This is a genomic window from Pseudomonas sp. PB103, assembly GCF_009764635.1.
Lineage (GTDB): Bacteria > Pseudomonadota > Gammaproteobacteria > Pseudomonadales > Pseudomonadaceae > Aquipseudomonas.
In genome coordinates this window covers 1-3126 of record NZ_RWIL01000021.1, presented here as the reverse complement: position 1 = coordinate 3126, position 3126 = coordinate 1, and the positions used below count along the sequence as shown (strand labels likewise).

The 3126-nt window shown below is 51.5% G+C and carries 3 protein-coding genes and 3 tRNA genes; all 6 read left to right on the top strand.

The genetic code is table 11. The features are described 5' to 3' along the window. Positions 1–201: 201 nt before the first annotated feature. Positions 202–1155 carry a bifunctional biotin--[acetyl-CoA-carboxylase] ligase/biotin operon repressor BirA gene (gene birA, locus EJA70_RS04150; RefSeq protein ID WP_158829855.1) on the top strand — a complete coding sequence of 318 codons (954 nt, stop codon included), beginning with the start codon at positions 202–204 and terminating at the stop codon, positions 1153–1155. Positions 1156–1346: 191 nt separating this feature from the next. Then, positions 1347–1784 carry a hypothetical protein gene (locus tag EJA70_RS04145; RefSeq protein ID WP_158829853.1) on the top strand — a complete coding sequence of 146 codons (438 nt, stop codon included), beginning with the start codon at positions 1347–1349 and terminating at the stop codon, positions 1782–1784. Between the two features lie 143 nt (positions 1785–1927). Then, a tRNA-Tyr gene (locus EJA70_RS04140) sits at positions 1928–2012 on the top strand. A 25-nt stretch (positions 2013–2037) separates the two neighbouring features. Then, a tRNA-Gly gene (locus tag EJA70_RS04135) sits at positions 2038–2111 on the top strand. 26 nt (positions 2112–2137) lie between these two features. Further along, positions 2138–2213, top strand: a tRNA-Thr gene (locus tag EJA70_RS04130). An 84-nt stretch (positions 2214–2297) separates the two neighbouring features. Next, the coding region (locus EJA70_RS04125; protein ID WP_158829845.1) for an elongation factor Tu at positions 2298–3126 on the top strand (829 nt) is incomplete at its 3' end.

The window sequence follows — 3126 nt, the reverse complement described above, 5'->3', positions numbered from 1 at the left end:
AGCAGTGAAACGATGCATCGCCGATGGTAGTGTGGGGTTTCCCCATGTGAGAGTAGGTCATCGTCAAGATTAAATTCCGAAACCCCAATTGCGAAAGCAGTTGGGGTTTTGTTTTGCCCGCAGGAAATGTGCTCGCTTGATTTCTATGCAACTGTCCTGAGCATAGATATTATTCGGGCCTCATTACGAGGCGAGACCTGCATGCTGACGTTGTTAAATCTTCTGAAGGATGGGCGCTTTCATTCTGGTGAGGCCCTGGGCGTAGCCCTCGGAGTTAGCCGAAGTGCAGTATGGAAGCAGCTTCAGCACCTTGAGTCTGAGCTTGGATTGTCCATTCATAAGGTTCGGGGGCGTGGCTATCAGTTGGCGGCGCCGTTGACGTTACTCGACCCTATAAAAATCTCAGAAATGATGCCGCAATGGCCTCTCGCAGTGTTCGACACTATCGACTCGACGAATGCTGAAGCTTTGCGCGCTATTGGTCGTGGGCAGGCCGCGCCATTTTTAGTTGTTGCTGAGAGGCAGACTTCCGGTCGTGGGCGTAGAGGGCGCAAATGGGTTAGCCCGTTTGCCGAAAATCTTTATTACAGTCTTGTTCTTCGCATCGATGGTGGAATGCGCCAGCTCGAAGGGTTGAGTCTGGTCGTTGGCTTGGCGGTGATGCGGGCCTTGTGGAAATCCGGCGTTGGTGGGGCGGGGTTAAAGTGGCCTAACGATGTCCTTGTCGGTGACAAGAAAATTGCTGGCATTTTACTCGAGCTCGTTGGCGACCCCGCAGATGTTTGCCATGTGGTGTTAGGCATTGGCATCAATGCAAACATGCAGGTCGCAACAGAAGTGGATCAAAAATGGACGTCAATACGGCTCGAGTCTGGGAAGGCCTGCGATCGTAATGTTCTTGTGGCTGAATTGAGTGAGCAATTACAGGCTTATATAGAGCGTCACCAGGCTGGTGGCTTTACGGTTATGCAAGCGGAGTGGGAAGAAAACCATTTGTGGCATGGTCGGTCGGTCTCACTGATTGCTGGCGTTAGTCAAATAGATGGCGTGGTGCAAGGTATCGATAATCAAGGTGCTCTGCGGTTGGTGGTGGATGGTGTTGAAAAGGTTTTCAGTGGTGGTGAGCTTAGCCTGAGGCTGCGAGACGATTCTTGAGCTCGAGTAGGGTAATGGCTTCATAAAACGGCGCGTGTTAGCCAATGAAGCGACGGATTTGATTGTGCAGGCGATCGTTGAATCGGATTAGTTGCTGAATAAGGGCCTGCGTGCAGTTGCTTGGCATGGATCGCTCCTGGTGGGTTTCTTTGTAAGTCTGGCTATGGCATGTCCTTTTACTTGAGGTTTGTATGCGTTGGATCTTCCTGCTGCTGTTAGTACTCAATGTGTTTTATTACGTCTGGCATCAGCAGGAGGCCCCTTTGCGTGCGAAAGATGTGACTCCGCTCAATCTGTATCGAGGTTCGCAGCAAGATATTCGTTTGCTCAGCGAGAGCGGAGCTGCATCGCGAGAAAGGACGAGCAGCTCTACAGTGGAGAATGAATGCCTTTTCCTGGGAGGATTCTCTCGCCAAGAGCTGATTGAAGGCCTTGAGCGGCGTTTGGCTGGTATGGGGATAAGTGCACAGCCTGCGTCGAAGGATCTTCCTGATGTTGAGTACTGGTTGCGGATAGCGCCTTCGAGCGAGCGTTTGCTGGGGGATATCCAGCTGCAGAACCTTTCCAAGGAATTCAATGAGTTAAAACATAAAATAATGCTGTGTGAGGGGGTTGCACCTACTGAATAGTTTGCATAGAATGGCGCCCGCTCCACAGCGAAGACCTAAACAGGGAATCAAAGTGAAGTGATGTCAATGCAGCTAACCTCAGGTTTTTAAATGAGAAAATGCTTGACAGGGGTTTGGCATAGTATAGAATGCCGGCCTGATTAGGAGGGGTTCCCGAGCGGCCAAAGGGATCAGACTGTAAATCTGACGTCTACGACTTCGAAGGTTCGAATCCTTCTCCCTCCACCAGATTTAAGCGTGAGCTGCAGGCTCCGCGGGTATAGTTTAGTGGTAGAACCTCAGCCTTCCAAGCTGATGATGCGGGTTCGATTCCCGCTACCCGCTCCAAGTTTGCAGGTTGTGCAAAGTGTTTTGCTCTTGTAGCTCAGTTGGTAGAGCACACCCTTGGTAAGGGTGAGGTCAGCGGTTCAAATCCGCTCAAGAGCTCCATATAACAAGGCAGATATGAAAATATCTGCCTTTGTTTTAATGGCTTGTGTCGTTTGCTCAATTCTTCTGTTAAGGGTGATATCGATGGCTAAGGAAAAATTTGATCGTTCCCTGCCGCACGTCAACGTTGGGACCATTGGTCACGTTGACCACGGTAAAACCACTTTGACTGCTGCTCTGACTCGCGTTTGCTCCGAAGTTTTCGGCTCGGCAATCGTTGACTTCGACAAGATCGACAGCGCCCCGGAAGAAAAAGCACGCGGCATTACCATCAATACCGCTCATGTTGAGTACAACTCGAAGATCCGTCACTACGCTCACGTTGACTGCCCAGGTCACGCTGATTATGTGAAGAACATGATCACCGGTGCTGCTCAAATGGATGGCGCTATTCTAGTTTGCTCGGCCGCTGATGGTCCGATGCCGCAAACCCGTGAGCACATCCTGCTGTCCCGTCAGGTAGGCGTTCCGTACATCGTGGTTTTCCTGAACAAGGCTGACCTGGTAGATGACGCTGAGCTGCTGGAACTGGTTGAGATGGAAGTTCGCGACCTGCTGTCCACCTACGACTTCCCGGGCGATGACACTCCAATCATCATCGGTTCGGCTCGTATGGCTCTGGAGGGCAAAGACGACAACGAGATGGGCACCACTGCCGTCAAGAAACTGGTTGAGACTCTGGATAGCTACATCCCAGAACCAGTTCGTGTGACTGACAAGCCGTTCCTGATGCCAATCGAGGACGTATTCTCGATCTCCGGTCGCGGTACTGTTGTAACTGGTCGCATCGAGCGCGGTATCGTTCGCGTTCAAGATCCGCTGGAAATCGTTGGTCTGCGTGACACCACCGTTACTACTTGCACCGGTGTTGAAATGTTCCGCAAGCTGCTCGACGAAGGTCGTGCTGGCGAGA

Excerpts from the sequence above, each read along its gene's own strand:
- EJA70_RS04145 (WP_158829853.1), top strand. The coding sequence starts at position 1,347 with ATGCGTTGGATCTTCCTGCTGCTGTTAGTACTCAATGTGTTTTATTAC.
- birA (WP_158829855.1), top strand. The coding sequence starts at position 202 with ATGCTGACGTTGTTAAATCTTCTGAAGGATGGGCGCTTTCATTCTGGT.